Here is a 17,729-nt window from a genome sequence, read left to right as displayed (position 1 = left end):
ACGGACCGAAATAGAAGCCAACCCCTAGCCGGACGCGGCGCGCATCGCGGCGGCGAGCAGCGGGTTGCGGTGGACGGCGTCGGTTTCCAGGGCGTGGATGACCCTTTCGATGATCTCCGCAGGTTTGTCCTGGCTCAGTTTGGCCTTGGCCACCACCCTGGCGGGCACCAGCCGGAATCCCGTGGTGGCGGGCGCGATCCGCCGGGCGTACCCGGCCACGTCCGCCAGCCGGAACGGCTCGGGCCGCGCCGACTCGAAGTGGTCCACGGTGGCCGACAACACCGCGTAGGTCTCCTCGGGATCGAGCACGCACGGCGTTCCGTGCAGGTGGACGGTGATGTGGTTCCACGTCGGCACGTACGGCCCCGCCTGGTAGAACGAGGGGGAGACGTACCCGTGGGGCCCCTGGACCACCAGCACGGCCGGCCGCTCCCCCAGCCCGCGCGCGGCCGGATCCGTACGGGCGAGATGACCGACGACAGCGCCGGAATTCTCCGGGTCGGGGATCACCGGCAGGTGCGTGACCAGCGGCTCGCCCTCCGCCGAGACGGCCACCAGCGTCGCCCAGCCGTACGCGCCGATCAGCCCGCGCAACGCCACCGGGTCGTCGAACGCGTAGATCTGTTGTTCCAACATGGGATAGATACAACAGCTGTTACACATCCCGTGTCTGTGTGCGGCCCGCCAAGCCCCGGCGGGAAACTTGGCGGGCCGGACAATGGAGTGCCGGTCAGCGGCAAGGTCGCCAGGGGGTGGCCTTGAGGTCGAGGGTCTTGAGGATGGCGTCGCGGCCTGCGGCGTTGGCCGGCGGGCAGGTGACGGCCGCCGTGGCCCCCTCGTCGGTGTACTCGACCTGGAACACGGCCTTGCCCGCGCCGAGGAACTGGTCAAGGATGTCGCACTCGTCGTACTCCTGGCAGCTCTCGTTGATCGCGTAGTCGAACCAGTCGATCAGGTCGGCGACCTGGCCGAGATCGTTCTTGAGCCCGGCCGACAGACCATGGTCGTGGGCCAGATCGGCCAGCGCCCGGTTGTAGGCGAGCTGGTCAGCTGGGCTGACCACGAATCCCGGGCCGTTCTGGTACGAGTCGACGTTGTCGAACTCGACCGAATCGAAACCGGCCTGCTCGCACTTGGCGACGCGAGCCTCCATCAGGGGCAGCAGCACGGTCAGGTTCCGCACGTCGAGCCACTTCTCTCCCGGCCAGGTGCCGTCCGGGCCCCCGTCCACGTCATTGCCCTTGACCGACTCGGGGAAGTCGCCGGCGTCGGGCCGCCAGTCCTCCCAGGTTCCGGCGGAGATGTAGCAGATCGCGTGCTTGCCTGCGGCGTGGATGGCCTGGACCGCGGTCGTGTTCGGGGTCACGTGGTCAGGGGCGTACAGATCGATGTCGTAGACGGTCGGGGAGACGCACGACCCGCCGCTGTACGAAACGGTGCACAGGTTGAGTCTGATGCCACCGGCCGTGCCGCTGCCGGTCGCGTTGGGCTGAAGCTGGTACTGCCAGCGGTCCGTCTGGGCGGGCAGCCACAGGTCGGGACCGGGCGTAGGCGTAGGCGTGGGCGTCGGCGTCGGCGTGGTTTCGGCGTGCGTGACAGTCAGGCCCGCATAGTCCAGATCGGCGTCGTCCGCGGCGTTCGAGGAGGTCATCCTGACGAGGATGTTCCCGGTGGCCGCCTGCACCAGCTCCGCCTGCGGACCCGGGGCGTTGAATGTCAGCACCTTCCAGATCCCCCAGGAGGTGGTGCCGGTGTTGTCCCCCAGCACGACCCAGGAGCCGGTGGCGAAGTTGTAGACGCTCCACTGCCACTGCTGCTCGGCTCTCGACGGCCCCCGGTAGTTGACCTTCAACTGCACGCCGCTGACCGAGGAGGCCGGGACCGACGGGGGCAGGGTGTAGGTGAGCTGGCCGCTGTAGGCGGTGTTCGCCGTGTGGCCGCGGAATTCGACGTACTTGTTCCAGTCGTCGGCGATGCTGGACTGATCCTGAACTCTCAGGTTGCCAACGCTCTGGCCACTCCCGATCGAGCCCGTGCCGGTGGTGAGCGATACAGGCGTCAGAGTGGTGGTGTCCGCATTCGCGGGGGTGATCCCCGCGAGCATTCCCCCGATGGTGAGCAGGACGGTCCCGGCCACCAATAAGGCGCGCCGGAACGTGGAATTTCTATGCACTGAATACTCCGTCTCAGCTGTTACAGAAAGTCCGAAGCCCGACCGGCCCCGAACGGGCACGGCCCGTCGTCTGGTACGCCTTCGGCCCGCGCCTGGGATCCAAACTAGGAATGCCGACTTGGATGCCAGTTGCGGACGGCCGCAGAAAATCACCCGCGCCATTCAGCGAAATACCATTAATTCGGCCAGTCGATTAACGACCTTTTCGGTGCGGCTCACGCAGCACGAGTGGTGGCACCTCGATCCCGCGCTGCCCACCGGACGCGGGTTCAGGAGCCCGGCGGTGCGACCGACTCGCGGTGGCGTACCGGCATGGGGACCCGATGCACCTCCCCTGGGCGACCGCCGTCCCGGCCCATCTCCGCGAACAGGACATCAACGGCCTTGCGGCCGAGTTCGTAGTGCGGCAGGGCCACCGTGGTGAGCTTGGGGCGCATCCATGAGGCGAGGGGATGGTCGTCGAACGAGACGACCGACACATCCGCGGGGACGCTCAGGCCCGCATCGTCCAGTGCCTGGTACGCCCCGAACGCCAGCCGATCGTTGAGGCAGATCAGGGCACGCGGGCGAGCGGTCTCCAGCAGGGCGCGAGTCGCGGCCAGGCCGTACTCCGGCTGCCAGTCCCGGCAGACCCGGCCGCCCGCGATCCTGACCCCGGCCGCCCCGACGCTGCCGTTCGAGGGCATCATCACGCCGCTGTACTACCTGGTGCGCGACATGGGGATCCTCAACACCAGGTGGGCGATCATCCTGCCGCTCATCGGGCTGTTCATGCCGTTCTCCGTCTTCTGGATGCGCGCGCACTTCGTGAACATGCCCGAGGAGCTGTCCGAGAGCGCGCGGATCGACGGGGCGAACGTGTGGCAGCTCTTCTGGCGGGTGCACGTCCCGCTGGCCGCCCCGGCGACCTCGTCGCTGGCGATCCTGCTGTTCCTGTGGACGTGGAATCAGTTCCTGCTGGCCATCGTCCTGGTCGACGATCCGCTGCACCGCACGATGTCCGGCGCGCTCGGGGCCTTCCAGGGGCAGTGGGGCACCGACATCCCGCTGCTGTGCGCGGGAGCGCTGCTGATCCTGGCGCCTACACTGGTGATCTTCCTCATTTTCCAGCGGCGGTTCGTCACCGCTCTGCTGCAGGGCTCACTGAAGGGCTGATCACTTGCCGATCTATGGAGCCGTCGAGGCGGGCGGCACGAAGTGGGTGTGCGCGGTCGCCGACGAGGACGGACGCGTGCTCGCGACCGAGGTGATACCGACGACGACCCCGGCGCGGACCATCCCCGAGGCGGTGCGGTTCTTCCTGGGCCACGACGCCCTGGCCGCGATCGGCGTCGCCAGTTTCGGTCCCGTCGATCTGGATCCCGGCTCGCCGACGTACGGCCATATCACCGCCACGCCCAAGCCGGGGTGGGCGAACACCGATGTCGTCACGCCCCTGCGTACCGCGCTGAAGGTCCCCGTCGGCTTCGACACCGACGTGAACGGGGCCGCGCTGGGCGAGGCGCGGCACGGCGCGGGCCGTGGCCTGCACACGGTCGCGTACGTGACCGTGGGCACCGGCATCGGCATGGGCGCCATCGTCCACGGCCGTCCGCTGCACGGGCAGGCGCACCCCGAGTTCGGACATATACGCGTTCCCCATGACATCGGTCGTGACCCCTTCGCCGGTTGTTGTCCCTTCCATGGAGACTGTCTGGAAGGGCTCGCCTCGGGTGAGGCGATGCGGCAGCGCTGGGGACGGCCCGCCGAACAGGTGGAGGACGCCGCGGCGTGGCGGCTCGAGGCCGAGTACCTCGCGCTCGCCGTGCTCACCCTGACCTACACGCTGTCCCCCCAGCGCGTCATCGTGGGCGGGGGCGTGGCGAAACATCCCTCCCTCATCGAGGAGGTACGGGCCCGCGTACTCGATCTGGCCGCCGGCTACCCGAACGACCAGGCGGCCATGGACGCCTACCTCGTCGGGCCGTCCCTCGGCGACCTCTCCGGCGTCACGGGAGCCGTCGAACTGGCACGTGAAGTGAGCACACCCTAGATGCACTGGACCCGACACCACCTCGACCTGATCGCCGAGGACGCCGCGACGACGGCGCCCCTCATCCTGGGCTCGCCACCGCGGATACTGCCCGACCTGGACCTGTGGGACATGTGGCCGGTCCAGGAAGAGGACGGCTCCGCGTCGGTGCACCTCGGCCGCGAGCTGTGGGGGTACGCCCCTGCTCACGGCGGACGGGATCAACCGGGAGATCGAACGTCCGCATGTCGTCGTCCACGAGTCGTCGTACTACCTGTTCTTCTGCACCCAGCGCCACTCGTTCGAACCCCCGGGGTCGGCGCCCACCGGGCTCTACGGCTTCGTGGCTCCCCGCCTGACCGGGCCATACGAGCCACTGAACGGATCGGGGCTGGTGATCGGGAACCCCTCCGCCCAGCCTGACCAGGCGTACGCCTGGATGGTGCTGACCGACCTGCGGGTGGTGAGCTTCGTCAACTACCGAACCACCGATGCGGATGCCGAACTGACGCGGTCCCATTTCGGGGGGACCATCGCACCGTTTCTCCGGCTCACCCTCAACGGGACCGTTTCGAAACTTTCGGCTAGCGCGGACGCGGCGCGGTGCTCCCCCGGACGATGAGTTCGGTGCCCAGCTCGACCCGGTTCTGTCGCAGCGGCTCGCCCTGGGCGAGGGTGATCAGCATGGTGGCCGCCGTGGCACCCATCTCCGTCAGCGGCTGGCGGATCGTGGTCAGCGGCGGGATGGCCCAGCGCCACGCGGGCATGTCGTCGAAGCCGATCACGCTCAGGTCGTCGGGGATGCGCAGCCGCAGTTCATGGGCCGCGTGGTAGACGCCGATGGCCTGGCCGTCGTTACAGGTGAAGATCGCGGTGGGCGGGTCGGGCAGGCGCATCAGGCGACGGGCCTGGAGCAGGCCGTCCTCGATCAGGAAGGCGCCGGGGCAGATCAGTTCCGGGTCGATCGGCACCCCGGCGGTGTCGAGCGCGGCGCGGTAGCCGTCCAGGCGGGCCCGGCTGGACAGCGCGTACTCGGGGCCGGTGATGATGGCGATGCGCCGGTGGCCGAGTTCCAGCAGATGGCGGGTGGCCACCAGGCCGCCGCTCCAGTTGGCCGCGCCCACCGACGGGACCCGGTGGCCCGGGTCACCGGCCGGATCCAGCACCACCAGAGGGATTTCACGGGTGGCGAGCTGGTCGCGCTGGCCGTCGGTCGGGCTGGAGAAGACCGTGATCACGCCGTCCGGGCGGTGGCTGAGCACGTCCTCGATCCAGTCGCGCCCAGGGGTATGACTGCCCCCCAGTTCGGAGAGCACCACGGCCAGATGGTGTTGGCGCGCTACCTGCTGAACCCCTTTTATTACCTCTGTCGGGTAGTCGCCCGCCAGCTCATGGAAGACCAGCTCGATGAGGCCCGTCGCCTTGGCCCGCCGGCGCTGCCTGCGGTAACCGTGCTCGCGGATGAGACCCTCGATCAGGGCGCGGGTCTCCGGGCCGACCTCGGAGCGGCCGTTGACCACCTTGGAGACCGTCGCCGTGGACACCCCGGCCAGCTCCGCCAGTTGTGCCAGAGTCAGCGCCTGCGCTGGCGGGGAGCCGGTGGCGTACGGTTCCTCGGTCGTGGTCATGGGGAGAGTCTAGCCGCGCGCTTTCGGACTTCGATCATTGCTGTTTGTGCTGCTCTCACAAGGAGATTGGGAGCAGGGTCCGAAGAGTTCCCGCATCTGCCACCCTAAACTATCGGATATTTATAGAAACTTTCGGAGCCGATAGATCTTAGATGGATGACCTAGCCACTCCCCGGCTCCGGTGAAGTTACGTACATGGATCACGAAATCTACGATGTATGACCTGGCTACTTCCGTGAAACGTTCACGAATCATGCTGTTCGCGATATCTCCATCACTGGACGAAAAGTCCAGGCTGGGAAACGTGTGGCGCACAGCGCGACGGTCGCCGAGAGCGACAGGTCGTTGACGGGTCTCCAGGCGTTGGATGTACTCCGCGACATCACAGCCCTTCCGGCACAGGTCAGGAGGCACCCGTGCTTCTTGAAATGTTAGCGCTAACACAGAACCGCCCCTGACCAGGTCGGCCGTCGAGGAGCCCCGACGAGGACGTAACCACAGGGAGTCATGGATGCGCTTCATCCCTCGTGCACCCGCACGACAGCACAAGGTCGCCGCGCCCACGCACCGGCCGGCGAGGTATCGCAGGCTGGTGGTGCTCGCGGTGTCGGTCCTGGCGATGGCCGGGCTCAGCCCGCTGACCGCGACGAGCGCCCAGGGCGCGGTGGCCTGCCGGGTCGAATACGCCATCGCGAACCAGTGGAACCCCGGCTTCACCGCGAACATCGTCATCCGCAACCTCGGTGACGCGGTCAACGGCTGGCGGCTGACCTGGGCCTTCGGGGCGGGCCAGCAGATCACCCAGGCGTGGAACAGCACGGCCACCCAGAGCGGGGCGAACGTCACCCTCACCGACGCCGGTTACAACGCCTCGATCCCCTCCGGCGGGAACACCGGCCTCGGCTTCAACGGCACCTGGAGCGGGTCCAACCCGGTCCCGGCCTCCTTCGCCCTCAACGGCACCCCGTGCACGGGGACGCCATCCTCCCCAACCCCGACGCCGACCCCAACGCCCACGCCCACACCCAGCCCGAGCCCCAGCCCGTCGCCGTCGCCGAGTAGCCCGGGGAACCTGCCCGCCAGCTTCCGATGGCAGTCCAGCGGACCCCTGATCGGCCCCAAGTCGGACGCCACGCACAACATCGCCGCGGTCAAGGATCCCTCGGTGGTCTACTACAACGGCCGCTGGCACGTGTTCGCCTCCACCGCGAGTTCCACGGGCGGCTACAACCTGGTCTACCTGAACTTCACCGACTGGGCCCAGGCCGCCAGCGCCACCCACCACTACCTGGACCAGAGCGGGATCGGCACCGGCTACCGCGCCGCCCCGCAGGTGTTCTACTTCGCGCCGCAGAACCGGTGGTACCTCGTCTACCAGACCGGCAATGCCTCGTACTCCACGACCACGGACATCACCAACCCGAGGTCCTGGAGCGCGCCGAGTCACTTCTACTCCGGCATGCCCGACATCATCCGGCAGAACATCGGCAACGGCTACTGGGTCGACATGTGGGTGAGCTGCGACAACGTCAACTGCTACCTGTTCTCCTCGGACGACAACGGCCACCTGTACCGCTCGCAGACCACCGTGGCGAACTTCCCCAACGGGTTCTCCCAGCCGGTCATCGCCCTCCAGGACAGCAACCGCAACCGCCTGTTCGAGGCCGCCAACATCTACAAGATCAAGGGCCAGGAGCGTTACCTGCTGCTCAACGAGGCGATCGGCAGCGATGGCCGCCGCTGGTTCCGCTCCTGGACCTCGACCAGTATCGGCGGCTCGTGGACGCCGCTGGCCGACCAGGAGTCCAACCCCTTCGCCCGGGCCAACAACGTGACCTTCTCCGGCACGGCCTGGACCCGCGACATCAGCCACGGCGAGATGCTCCGCGACGGCTACGACCAGACGCTCACGATCAGCCCGTGCAACCTGCGCTACCTCTACCAGGGCCTGGATCCCAACGCGGGCGGCGACTACAACCGACTGCCCTGGCGGCTCGGCCTGCTCACCCAGACCAACTCCCCCTGCTGACACCAGAGCCGGCATGCTCCCCACCGCGATCCTGACCACCGCTCCCAGAGCACTGGCCAACTGACACGGGAGAGGCCGTCTACCCGGGATCGGGGCCCGGGCAGACGGTGACCCGGCCTGGCCAGGTGAAAGCCGGGTGGCCGGCCGCCGGGACATCGGCCGGCCACCTCATCCCCCGTTCTCTTCAGGAGCCCTCATGTCTCTGAGCCGTCGCCAGCTCTTCCAGGCCGCGGGCGCGACCGTCGCGCTCTCGGCCGCCGGTCAGGTCGCCGGTACGTCCGCCGCCCAGGCCGCCATCGCCCCCGTGCGATCCGACATCGGTGTGTCCGCCTACGGATTCGACCTCGGCCAGGTGCGCCTGTCCCCGGGCCGGTGGCTGGACAACCAGAACCGCACCCTGAACTACCTGCGTTTCGTCGACGTCGACCGGCTGCTGTACGTCTTCCGGTCCAATCACCGCCTGTCCACCAACGGCGCTTCGGCCAACGGCGGCTGGGACGCCCCCAGCTTCCCCTTCCGCAGCCACTTCCAAGGCCACTTCCTGACCGCCTGGGCGCAGGCGTGGGCGGTGACCGGCGACACCACCTGCCGGGACAAAGCCACCTACCTGGTCGCCGAGCTGGCCAAATGCCAGGCCAACAACAGCGCCGCCGGATTCAACACCGGTTACCTGTCGGGTTTCCCGGAGTCGGAATTCAGCGCCGTAGAAGCCCGGACGCTGAGCAACGGCAACGTGCCGTACTACTGCATCCACAAGACCCTGGCCGGGCTGCTGGACGTGTGGCGGCACATCGGCACCACCCAGGCCAGAAGCGTGCTCCTGGCACTCGCCGGCTGGGTCGACTGGCGGACGGCCCGGCTGAGCTCCAGCCAGATGCAGTCGATGCTGGGCACCGAGTTCGGCGGCATGAACGCCGTGCTCACCGACCTGTACCAGATGACGGGCGACTCGCGCTGGCTGACCGCCGCCCAGCGCTTCGACCACGCCGCCGTCTTCAACCCTCTGGCGGCCAACCAGGACCAGCTCAACGGCCTGCACGCCAACACCCAGGTCCCCAAGTGGATCGGCGCGGCCCGCGAGTACAAGGCCACCGGCACCACCCGCTACCGCGACATCGCCGCCAACGCGTGGAACATCACGGTCAGCGCGCACACGTACGTGATCGGCGGCAACAGCCAGGGCGAGTTCTTCCGCGCGCCGAACGCCATCGCCGCCTACCTGGCGCGGGACACCGGCGAGGCGTGCAACACCTACAACATGCTCAAGCTGACCCGGGAGCTGTGGCTGCTGTCCCCCTCCCGGGCCGACTACTTCGACTACTTCGAGCGAGCGCTGCTCAACCACCTGCTCGGCATGCAGAACCCCGCCGACAGCCGCGGGCACATCACCTACTTCACTCCGCTCAACCCCGGCGGCCGCCGTGGCGTGGGCCCGGCCTGGGGCGGCGGCACCTGGAGCACCGACTACTCCACCTTCTGGTGCTGCCAGGGCACCGGCCTGGAGGTGAACACGATGCTCATGGACTCGATCTACTTCCACAACGGCTCGACCTTGTTCGTGAACCTGTTCGCGCCCTCGACGCTGAACTGGTCGCAGCGCGGCATCACGGTGACGCAGACGACGTCGTACCCGGTGAGCGACACGGTGTCGGTGCAGGTCACGGGCAACGTGAGCGGTTCGTGGGGGATGCGGATCCGGATCCCCGCGTGGACGCAGGGCGCCACGATCAGCGTCAACGGGGCGCAGCAGAACATCGCGACCACCCCGGGCACCTACGCGGAGCTGACCCGGTCGTGGACGTCGGGCGACACGGTCACCGTGCGGCTGCCCATGCGGGTGATCATGAAGGCCGCCAACGACAACCCCAACGTCCAGGCCGTCACGTACGGACCGGTCGTGCTGTCGGGCAACTACGGCGACACCAGCCTGTCGGCGCTGCCCGCGCTGACCGCCTCGTCGGTAGCCAGGACCAGCACGTCGTCGCTCGCCTTCACCGCCACGGCGAACGGGTCGACGGTCAACCTGGGCCCGTTCTACGACGCCCACGGCCACAACTACACCGTCTACTGGAACGCCACCGGCGCCGCAGGAGCGGCGAGCTTCCGGCTGATCAACGCGGCCAGCGGCCTTGCCCTGGGCATCCAGAACATGTCCACCGCCGACGGCGGCCTGGCGTTGCAGTGGACCGACAACGGCACCGCCGACCACGACTGGGTACCGGTCGTGGACGGCAATGCCCTGAAGTTCCGCAACGTCAACAGCGGCAAGGTGCTCGGCGTCGAGAACATGTCGACGGCCGACGGCGCGCGGGTGGTCCAGTGGGCCGACAACGGCACCGCCGACCACCGCTGGACGATCGTCGACGTCGGCGACGGCTCCCACAAGATCCGCAACGTCAACAGCGGCAAGCTGCTGGCCATCCAGAACGGCTCGACGGCCAACGGCGCCCAGGTGGTGCAGGATCCCGACAACGGCTCCGCGGACAACCAGTGGCGGTTCGTGCCCAACGGCGCGCGGCGCATCCAGAACGCGGCGACCGGAATGGTGCTCGGCGTCACCGGCATGTCCACCGCCGACGGCGGCCTGGTCGTCCAGTGGGGTGACACCGGCACCGCCGACCACCTGTGGACCGCGCTCGTCGACACCGGCGGCTACCTGCGGCTGCGCAACTCCAACAGCACCAAGGTGCTCGGCGTGGAGAACGCGTCCACCGCCGCCGGGGCGCGGGTGGTCCAGTGGGCCGACAACGGCACTGACGACCACCGCTGGCGGCTCCGGCACGGCGCGAACGGCACCTTCCGCATCCAGTGCGCCAACGGCGGCCGGGTGCTCGGCCTCGGCGGCACCGCGCAGGGCGCGCAGGTCGTGCTCGCCGACGACAACGGCTCCGGCAACAACCTCTGGAGGTTCCTGTGATGCTCAGACGCGTTCTGGCCATCATCCTGCCGGCGTTGCTCGCGGGCAGCTTGCTCACCATCGTCACGCCCACCGCGTCGGCCGCCACCGTCGACACCAGCGCCTGGTACGTCCTGCTCAACCGCACCAGCGGCAAGGCCCTGGACGTCTACAACCTGGCCACCAACGACGGCGCCCGCATCACCCAATGGACCCGCAACAACGGCAACCAGCAACAATGGCAGTTCGTCGACTCCGGCGGCGGCTACTACCGGCTGAAGTCCCGCCACTCCGGCAAGGTCCTGGACGTCTACAACTGGTCCACCGCCGACGGCGCCGCGATCGTGCAATGGGCCGACGGCAACGGCGCCAACCAGCAGTTCCGCCTCGCCGACTCCTCCGACGGCTACGTCCGGCTCATCAACCGCAACAGCAGCAAAGCCGTCGAAGTCCAGAACGCCTCCACCGCCGACGGCGCCAACATCGTCCAATACGCCGACTGGGGCGGCAACAACCAGCAGTGGCAACTCGTCCAGGTCGGCAGCGGCCCGAGCCCGTCCCCCACACCAACGCCGAACCCGGGGGGCACCTACAACAACCCGGTCGTCTGGCAGGACTTCGCCGACGGCGACATCATCCGGGTCGGCGACGCCTACTACTACTCGGCCTCGACGATGCACTACTCGCCGGGCGCGCCGATCCTGCGCTCCTACAACCTGGTCGACTGGGAGTACGCGGGCCACTCGGTGCCCCGGCTCGACTTCGGCTCGACCGCCTACGACCTCAACGGCGGCCGGGCGTACGTGAAAGGCATCTGGGCCTCCACCCTGAACCACCGGCCGAGCAACAGCACGTACTACTGGCTCGGCTGCGTCGAGTTCAACCGCACCTACGTCTACACCGCCTCGGCGGTGGACGGCACCTGGACCAAGCGCTCCCAGATCAACAACTGCTACTACGACGCCGGCCTGCTGATCGACGACAACGACACGATGTACGTCGCCTACGGCAACAGCGCCATCAGCGTCGCGCAGCTGTCCGCCGACGGGCTCAGCCAGGTCCGCGCCCAGCAGGTGTTCACCACGCCGTCCAGCGTCGGCACCCTTGAGGGCGCTCGCTTCTACAAGCGGGGCGGCTACTACTACATCTGGCTGACCCGCCCCGCCAACGGCCAATACGTGCTCCGCTCGACCAGCCCGTTCGGCCCGTACGAGATGCGCCAGGTCCTGCTCAACATGCCCGGCCCGATCTCCGGCGGCGGCGTGCCCCACCAGGGCGGCCTGGTCCAGACCCAGAACGGCGCCTGGTACTACATGTCCTTCATCGACGCCTACCCCGGCGGCCGCGTCCCGGCCCTGGCGCCGATCACCTGGACCGGCGACGGCTGGCCCACCATCCAGACCGTCAACGGCGGATGGGGCGTCACCTACCCGAAACCGAACATCCAGACCACCAGGACCGTCCAGCCGATGATCGGCGCCGACACCTTCACCTCGGGCACGCTCGGCCACCGGTGGGAATGGAACCACAACCCCGACAACAGCAGGTGGTCGGCAGGCAGCGGCCTGCGCCTGCAGACGGCGACCGTCACCAACGATCTGTACAACGCCCGCAACACCCTGACCCACCGCATCCAGGGCCCGTCCTCCACCGCGACGATCGAGCTCGACTACGCCACGATGGCCAACGGTGACCGGGCCGGGCTGGCCATGCTCCGCGACTCCTCGGCCTGGATCGGCGTCAAACGCGACAACGGCTCCACCCGCGTGGTGATGACCAACGGTCTGACCATGAACAGCAGCTGGCAGACCACCGGAACCGGCACCGAGGCCGCGAGCGCGAACGTCTCCGGCGGCCGGATCTGGCTACGCGTCAACGCCGACATCCGCCCGGGCTCGGGCCGACAGGCCCGCTTCTCCTACAGCACCGACGGGACCAACTTCACCGCCCTCGGCCCAGCCTTCACGTTGAACAACGCCTGGCAGTTCTTCATGGGCTACCGGTTCGGGATCTTCAACTACGCCACCCAGGCCCTCGGCGGCGCGGTGACCGTGCGCCGATTCGACCTCACCACCCCGTAGAAGGAGTGAGCCGTGAAGATCAAACTCCTGGCTGTCGTCACGATGGTGGCCACCCTCTTAGCCGGGCTGTCCGTGGCGACTGGCCGCAGGCGGCCGCCGCGCAACACACCCGGACCCCAAGCCTCGCGCGGGCCGATCCGTCGTGGCGGGGAAGCCGCTGGTCCGCCAGGTACGGCCGGAGGCCGTCACCGCCAGCGCTTCGACGCCGGGAGTCGCCCGCACCCAGTCGCGGGCATTGTCGCCCATCGCGAATGCGGCGGTGGCGTAGGCGTCCACCATCGTCAGGTCTTCGCCGACCAGAGTGAGGGAAGCCAGCTCGAGGGCCGGGCGTCCGGTGTGCGGGTCGATGATGTGCGGGCCGCGCTCGGCGACGCCTGAGGTGGCCACGGCCAGGTCACACCCTTCGACCACGGTGAGCAGGTCACCGGGCCGGAGCGGATGGGCGATGCCGACCCGCCACGGCCGGCCGGGCTCGGGGGCCGATCCGAGGCGCACGTCGCCGCCGCCGTTCACGCAGTGCCGGGGGGCGCCGCGCTCGCGCAGCAGCATCGAGGCCCGCTCGATGGCCCAGCCCTTGACCAGCCCCGAGGGGTCCAGACGCCGGTCGGGCACGACGCTGAAGTAGCCACCGGTGGCCTGCTCGGCACGGGCGCACAGGGCCAGCACGTCCATCACCTCAGCCGGGCACCGCGCCGGTGTCGTCTCGCCACGGCCGAGCCGGCTGATCGCGCTGTCCGGCCGATAGGGGGAGAAGACCTCGTCGACCCGGTGGAGCAGGGCTACGGCTGCCTTCACGGCCGGCCACGCCTGCTCGCCGTGCCGTACGTCGAAGGAGAACACCGTGCCCATGACATGCTCGACGTGGCGGATCACAGGCCGGCCCTGTCGATCGCGCTCTGCAGTGAGCCGATGTAGCCCTCGCTGGTGTAGGTGGCGCCGGAGACGGTGTCGATACTCGCGCTCTGCGCCGCCAGCGCCTCCTGGGTGAGAATCGGCAGGGCCCGATCGTTGATCTCGATGTCGCGCCGGTTGCCGTCGGGGGCGCGCAGGACGTCGATCGCCGTGATCTTCCCGCCGGCGACGCTGATCGCGACCTGCACCGGCCCCCACCGGGTGTCCACACTGTCCCCCTCCACCTGACCGGCGGGGGCTGGGCCGTCCTGGCTCAGCGCCGCCGGAGGCGGTTGCGCCGCCGTCAGCTCGTGGGGTTTGAAGGACAGCAGCAGCACCAGCCCGAACACGGTGGCCACGATGGCGAGAAGCGTTGCGCGCACGGACCTCTCCTCTCAAGAACGCGAATCAGAACTCGAACGATTCGTGGTGGATCCGGCGGGCGGGCACCTTCGCCTCGCGCAACGCGGCCAGCACGTCGGCCGTCATCCCGGGCGGCCCGCACAGGTAGACCTCGTGGTCGCGCAGGCCGGGAACCAGCGCGCGGAGCGCCTCGGCGGTGAACGGCCGGCCGATCTCGGCGCGGGTGCCCACGCAGTAGAGCAGGCGCGCTCCGCGCCGGGCGGCGATCGCCTCCAGCTCCTCCCGGAACACCAGGTCCGCCGCCGTGCTGGCGCGATAGATCAGGGTGAGGTCGCCCGGGAGCGTCTCGAACAGCGCACGCAGCGGGGTGATGCCGACGCCGCCCCCGATGAGCAGGGCCTGCCGCCGCCGCAGCAGGCCGGCGGTGAACGCGCCGTAGGGTCCCTCCGCCACGACCCGGGTGCCGGGGCGCAGTCGGGCCAGCGCCGCACTGTGGTCACCGAGACCTTTGACCGTGATGCGCAGCTCGTCCGCCGAGGCCGGGGCGGACAGGGAGTAGGGGTTGGCCGACCACCACAGGTCGCGGGTGAGAAACCGCCAGCGGAAGAACTGGCCGGGTTCCTCGCCCATCCGGTCGAGATCGTGGCCGCCGATGTGGATCGACACCACGCCCGGCGCCTCGGCGACGACCCGGGTGACACGGAGGCGATGCCGTACCGAGAAACGGATCGGCGCGAGGAACCGGTACCAGCAGAGCAGCGCGGCCACGCCGAGGTAGAGGGCGTACCAGGCGAGCTGGGCCGGGCGGTTGCCGGTGAACTCCGCGCCGGTCGCGAGCTGGTGGCCGAACGCGAGCCAGGCCGCCAGGTAGGTGTAGAAGTGCAGGTGGTACCAGGTCTCGTAGCGCAGGCGGCGGCGCGCGGCGCGTACCGACAGGGCGCCGACGCCGACTAGGAGGAGGAAGGCGACGGTCGCCTTGAGGACGTCGGGGTAGGACAGCGCCATCGTCACGGCCTGGTCCACGACGCCGGTGCCGTCCGTGACCGCGTAACCCCAGATGATCAGCAGGACGTGCGCGAGCGCGAGCCAGATCGTGTAGCGCCCAGCTCTGGCGTGCCAGCGGGTGAGCCGGTCCGTGCCGACTCCGCGTTCCAGCGCGGGAACGCGTGCCATCAGGGCCAGCAGCACGGCGATGCCGTACCCGGCGAGCAGACCGGTGATCCGGCCGGCGCCGGTCAGCCACCCGCCCGGCCCGGTCACGGCGGCGGTGTTCTGCCACCACAGGGCCACGACGGCGACCGCGCCGAACCCCAGCACGGCGAGCACGAGCCCTGGGCGGGCGCGCAACCGCGGCGCCCGCATCGGCGGTGACCGCATTTCGGTAATTGTCACGAGGGCTCCCCTCCAGTCCGCAGGCGTCACCATGCCAGGCGAATCTCTGGTTTCCCTCTGAAAGATCAAGGTCTGAGCGGTTTTCAGAGGGTTCTCAGATGAAGCGGTTGTCTACTTTGGGATGGGGGTGAACATGGCGGACTTGCTGCGACCGGACGGCACGCCGGTGCGGGTGCTCGTCGTCGACGACGAACCCGACCTGGCCGAGGTGCTCGAAGCCGTACTACGCCAGGAGAACTGGCAGGTCAGGACGGCCGGAGACGGCGCGGAGGCGGTACGGCAGGCGCGCGAGTTCCAGCCGGACGCGGTCGTCCTGGACGTCATGCTGCCCGACATGGACGGCCTGGAGGTGCTGCGCCGCCTGCGCGAGGACGCGCCGCGGACGTGCGTGCTGTTCCTGACCGCCCGGGATGCCGTCGAGGACCGGATCGCGGGCATCACGGCCGGCGGCGACGACTACGTGACCAAGCCGTTCAGTCTGGAGGAGGTGCTGGCCCGGCTGCGTGGCCTGCTGCGCCGGGCCGGCATGGCCCGGCCGGACGACGGAAACCGCCTCGTGGCGGCCGACCTGATCATGGACGAGGAGGCCAGGGAGGTCAGCCGGGGCGGCGTCCCCATCGACCTGACCCCCACCGAGTTCGAGCTGCTGCGCCTGCTGATGATCAACCAGCGGCGCGTGCTCAGCAAGTCGCAGATCCTCGACCAGGTGTGGTCCTACGATTTCGGCGGCCAGGCCCATGTGGTGGAGCTCTACATCAGCTACCTGCGCAAGAAGATCGACGCGGGCCGGGCCCCGCTGATCCACACCGTCCGCGGCGTCGGCTACGTGATGAAGCCATGAGGCTGCCGCCGCACACGTTGCGGGGCAGGCTCATCACCGGGGTGCTGGTTCTGCTCGCGCTGGCCTGCGCGGCCATCGGCGTCGCCACCACCATCGGCCTGGGCCGCTTCCTCACCGAGCGGATCGACCAGCAACTCGCGGCGAACCGCAACCGGTTCGCCGCGAGCCTGGAGCACGAGCAGGAGTTCGAGGGCGGCGACACCCGGGGACAGGCCGTCGGCACGCTCGCCGCCCGCCTGGTGGACGGCAGGCTGACCCACGCCGCGGTGGTCACCGACCGCGTGACCGGCACCGCGCCCACGCTGTCCGCGGCCGATCGCGCCACGCTGGCGGCGCTTCCCGCGGACGGGGTTCCGCACAGCATGGAGCTGTCCGCGCTGGACGACTACCGGATTCTCGCCGCTCCGGGCCAGGACGGCGACGTCCTGCTCACCGGGCTCCCGCTGCGGGCCGCGGAGGAGACCGTACGCCGGCTGATCGTGCTGGAACTGGCGCTGTTCGCCGCCGTCCTGACCGTGACCGGCGTCGCCGGCACCCTGTGGGTACGGCTGTCGCTGCGCCCGCTGAGCAGGGTGGCCGCCACCGCCCGCAGGGTCAGCGAACTGCCGCTGGCCAGCGGCGAGGTGGCGCTCCCCGAGCGGGTCCAGGACGCGGACCCGCGCTCGGAGATCGGCCAGGTCGCCGCCGCGTTCAACCGCATGCTCGGCCACGTCGAGAACGCGCTGGCCCGCCGTCACACCAGCGAGCAGCGGCTCCGGGGCTTCGCCGCCGACGCCAGCCACGAACTGCGCACTCCGCTGGCCGCCATCCGGGGACATGTGGAGCTCGCGCTCCGCGACGACGGGCTCATCCCCGAGCAGATCCGGCACTCGCTCACCCGGATCGAGGCCGAATCAGGCCGGATGGGCGAGCTCGTCGACGAACTGCTGCTGCTCGCCCGCCTGGACGGGGGCCGGCCGCTGGCCGCCGAGGAGGTCGACCTCACCCGGCTGGCGATCGAGGTCACCACCGACGCTCAGGTGGCCGGACCCGGCCACCGCTGGGTGCTCGACCTGCCCGAGGAACCGGTCGTCGTACGCGGCGACCGGCTCCGCCTCCACCAGGTGCTCGCCAACCTGCTGGCCAACGCCCGCATCCACACTCCGCCCGGCACCAGGGTCGCCGTCACCGTCCGGCGCCTGGACCACCAGGCCGAGCTGATCGTGACCGACGACGGCCCCGGCATCCCCGCCGACCGTCACGAAGAGATCTTCGAACGCTTCTCCCGCGGCGACCAGGGCCGTTCCCGCACCTCCGGCGGCTCCGGCCTCGGCCTGGCCATCGTCCGCGCCGTCACCACGGCCCACGGGGGCACGGTCGAGGTCGAGAGCCGCCCGGGCCGCACGGCGTTCCGGCTGCTGCTACCCGCCGCTCAGCCGTAACCC

At 69.4% G+C, this 17,729-nt stretch carries 15 protein-coding genes; 8 read left to right on the top strand and 7 right to left on the bottom strand.

The genetic code is table 11. The annotated features are described in order from the left end of the window. Positions 1 to 24: 24 nt before the first annotated feature. The 3 genes from Amac_RS16545 to Amac_RS16535 all read right to left on the bottom strand — a co-directional run bounded on the left by Amac_RS16545 (position 25) and on the right by Amac_RS16535 (position 2,862). A complete protein-coding gene (locus Amac_RS16545) occupies positions 25 to 636 on the bottom strand; it encodes an FMN-binding negative transcriptional regulator (protein ID WP_170322519.1) in 612 nt (203 codons plus the stop codon). A 94-nt stretch (positions 637 to 730) separates the two neighbouring features. Beyond that, positions 731 to 2,173, bottom strand: coding sequence for an endo alpha-1,4 polygalactosaminidase (locus Amac_RS16540; protein WP_170322518.1), 1,443 nt, complete (start codon positions 2,171 to 2,173; stop codon positions 731 to 733). Between the two features lie 269 nt (positions 2,174 to 2,442). Then, complete coding sequence (locus Amac_RS16535) at positions 2,443 to 2,862, bottom strand: substrate-binding domain-containing protein (RefSeq protein ID WP_155355275.1); 420 nt, start codon at positions 2,860 to 2,862, stop codon at positions 2,443 to 2,445. A gap of 28 nt (positions 2,863 to 2,890) precedes the next feature. On the opposite strand from Amac_RS16535, the gene Amac_RS16530 reads away from it, so the two are divergent. From Amac_RS16530 to Amac_RS57930, 3 genes are all read left to right on the top strand, one after another. Then, positions 2,891 to 3,328 carry a carbohydrate ABC transporter permease gene (locus Amac_RS16530; protein ID WP_218041121.1) on the top strand — a complete coding sequence of 146 codons (438 nt, stop codon included), beginning with the start codon at positions 2,891 to 2,893 and terminating at the stop codon, positions 3,326 to 3,328. Positions 3,329 to 3,332: 4 nt separating this feature from the next. Continuing rightward, positions 3,333 to 4,205 (top strand): ROK family protein, encoded by an 873-nt coding sequence (locus tag Amac_RS16525; RefSeq protein ID WP_155355274.1) that lies wholly within the window; start codon positions 3,333 to 3,335, stop codon positions 4,203 to 4,205. Positions 4,206 to 4,386: 181 nt separating this feature from the next. Continuing rightward, positions 4,387 to 4,806: a glycoside hydrolase family 68 protein gene (locus Amac_RS57930; RefSeq protein ID WP_155355373.1), complete on the top strand. Its 420-nt coding sequence runs from the start codon at positions 4,387 to 4,389 to the stop codon at positions 4,804 to 4,806. On the opposite strand, the gene Amac_RS16515 is transcribed toward Amac_RS57930, so the two are convergent. Beyond that, entirely contained in the window at positions 4,769 to 5,812 is a 1,044-nt protein-coding gene (locus Amac_RS16515; RefSeq protein ID WP_155355273.1) for a LacI family DNA-binding transcriptional regulator, read from the bottom strand. The two genes, Amac_RS57930 and Amac_RS16515, sit on opposite strands and share 38 nt — an antisense overlap. A 511-nt stretch (positions 5,813 to 6,323) precedes the next feature. Here Amac_RS16515 and Amac_RS16510 point away from each other — a divergent pair. The 3 genes from Amac_RS16510 (at position 6,324) to Amac_RS16500 (ending at position 12,818) form a co-directional block, all read left to right on the top strand. Next, positions 6,324 to 7,841, top strand: a complete 1,518-nt coding sequence (locus Amac_RS16510; RefSeq protein ID WP_155355272.1) for a glycoside hydrolase family 62 protein — start codon at positions 6,324 to 6,326, stop codon at positions 7,839 to 7,841. Positions 7,842 to 8,037: 196 nt separating this feature from the next. After that, positions 8,038 to 10,758, top strand: coding sequence for a beta-L-arabinofuranosidase domain-containing protein (locus Amac_RS16505; protein ID WP_155355271.1), 2,721 nt, complete (start codon positions 8,038 to 8,040; stop codon positions 10,756 to 10,758). Then, positions 10,758 to 12,818, top strand: coding sequence for a family 43 glycosylhydrolase (locus tag Amac_RS16500; RefSeq protein ID WP_155355270.1), 2,061 nt, complete (start codon positions 10,758 to 10,760; stop codon positions 12,816 to 12,818). The genes Amac_RS16505 and Amac_RS16500 overlap by 1 nt, the downstream gene beginning before the upstream one ends. 57 nt (positions 12,819 to 12,875) lie before the next feature. Here the strand turns inward: Amac_RS16500 and Amac_RS16495 are convergent, their stop codons facing one another. Genes Amac_RS16495 through Amac_RS16485 form a run of 3 tightly spaced genes read right to left on the bottom strand, consistent with a single transcriptional unit; the run spans position 12,876 to position 15,464 of the window. Then, positions 12,876 to 13,691, bottom strand: coding sequence for an FAD:protein FMN transferase (locus Amac_RS16495; protein WP_246268392.1), 816 nt, complete (start codon positions 13,689 to 13,691; stop codon positions 12,876 to 12,878). Then, entirely contained in the window at positions 13,688 to 14,092 is a 405-nt protein-coding gene (locus tag Amac_RS16490) for an FMN-binding protein (protein WP_155355269.1), read from the bottom strand. The genes Amac_RS16495 and Amac_RS16490 overlap by 4 nt, the downstream gene beginning before the upstream one ends. A gap of 25 nt (positions 14,093 to 14,117) precedes the next feature. After that, positions 14,118 to 15,464, bottom strand: a complete 1,347-nt coding sequence (locus Amac_RS16485) for a ferredoxin reductase family protein (protein WP_246268390.1) — start codon at positions 15,462 to 15,464, stop codon at positions 14,118 to 14,120. Positions 15,465 to 15,597: 133 nt separating this feature from the next. Here Amac_RS16485 and Amac_RS16480 point away from each other — a divergent pair, with 133 nt between their 5' ends. Together Amac_RS16480 and Amac_RS16475 are read left to right on the top strand one after the other, a co-directional pair. Beyond that, entirely contained in the window at positions 15,598 to 16,305 is a 708-nt protein-coding gene (locus Amac_RS16480; protein ID WP_281356302.1) for a response regulator transcription factor, read from the top strand. Beyond that, a complete protein-coding gene (locus Amac_RS16475; RefSeq protein WP_155355267.1) occupies positions 16,302 to 17,726 on the top strand; it encodes a sensor histidine kinase in 1,425 nt (474 codons plus the stop codon). Before Amac_RS16480 ends, Amac_RS16475 begins: the two co-directional genes overlap by 4 nt. Positions 17,727 to 17,729 lie beyond the last annotated feature (3 nt).

It is taken from the genome of Acrocarpospora macrocephala, from assembly GCF_009687865.1.
In the GTDB taxonomy this organism is placed as follows: domain Bacteria; phylum Actinomycetota; class Actinomycetes; order Streptosporangiales; family Streptosporangiaceae; genus Acrocarpospora; species Acrocarpospora macrocephala.
This window is presented reverse-complemented; position numbering and strand designations above follow the sequence as displayed.

Coding starts and splice junctions, on each gene's coding strand:
- Amac_RS16545 (WP_170322519.1), bottom strand. CDS start 636: ATGTTGGAACAACAGATCTACGCGTTCGACGACCCGGTGGCGTTGCGC.
- Amac_RS16535 (WP_155355275.1), bottom strand. CDS start 2,862: ATGATGCCCTCGAACGGCAGCGTCGGGGCGGCCGGGGTCAGGATCGCG.
- Amac_RS16530 (WP_218041121.1), top strand. CDS start 2,891: ATGGGGATCCTCAACACCAGGTGGGCGATCATCCTGCCGCTCATCGGG.
- Amac_RS16515 (WP_155355273.1), bottom strand. CDS start 5,812: ATGACCACGACCGAGGAACCGTACGCCACCGGCTCCCCGCCAGCGCAG.
- Amac_RS16510 (WP_155355272.1), top strand. CDS start 6,324: ATGCGCTTCATCCCTCGTGCACCCGCACGACAGCACAAGGTCGCCGCG.
- Amac_RS16505 (WP_155355271.1), top strand. CDS start 8,038: ATGTCTCTGAGCCGTCGCCAGCTCTTCCAGGCCGCGGGCGCGACCGTC.
- Amac_RS16500 (WP_155355270.1), top strand. CDS start 10,758: ATGCTCAGACGCGTTCTGGCCATCATCCTGCCGGCGTTGCTCGCGGGC.
- Amac_RS16480 (WP_281356302.1), top strand. CDS start 15,598: ATGGCGGACTTGCTGCGACCGGACGGCACGCCGGTGCGGGTGCTCGTC.
- Amac_RS16475 (WP_155355267.1), top strand. CDS start 16,302: ATGAGGCTGCCGCCGCACACGTTGCGGGGCAGGCTCATCACCGGGGTG.